The 553-nt window shown below is 33.5% G+C and carries 1 protein-coding gene; it reads right to left on the reverse strand.

From position 1 onward, the window contains the following. A partial coding sequence (locus TY15_RS23070; protein WP_042375751.1) for an IS1182 family transposase occupies positions 1-524 on the reverse strand: 524 nt, incomplete at its 3' end. Between the last annotated feature and the right edge of the window lie 29 nt (positions 525-553).

The following is a 553-nucleotide window of genomic DNA, read 5'->3' on the forward strand; positions in this document are numbered from 1 at the left end:
TGATAAATAGCTTTTCTCAGCTTCTTAGAACGGTCCATCAGTATTTCTCTAGGTGCCATTTGATTGTAGCGAGCTTTTGTATGGGTGGCATCTACAATAATAGATTTACTTTTGATAATTTCTTTTTCAATGGCAATTTCAACGGTTTTATTGATGAGCAGATCCAAAAGGTTTACATCTTTTAAACGAAGTTTTCGAAACTTAGTTAAAGAGCTTGGCTCGATTACGGGCTCCTCCGGAGCCATGTGAAGAAAATACTTAAATGACATATCATATTTCGACCGATCAACTATATCAACATCAGACAGGTCATAAATAGTTTTTAACAATAAATATTTGAACATGCGAATAGGATCGATAGCATTTCGACCATTAACATGACAATATTTATCCTTAAGTTCATCGTAAACGAAAGAGAAATCAACCAAATCATTAAGTTTGCGCAGAAGATTTTCCTTTGGAACAACTAAATCATAAATACCCATATAAGGGCTAAAAATCATGGATTGTTGATTTTGTATCATAGTACCCACCCATTTGAAATTGATACTAT

The organism is Neobacillus jeddahensis, from assembly GCF_000612625.1.
GTDB classification, from domain to species: domain Bacteria; phylum Bacillota; class Bacilli; order Bacillales; family Cytobacillaceae; genus Neobacillus; species Neobacillus jeddahensis.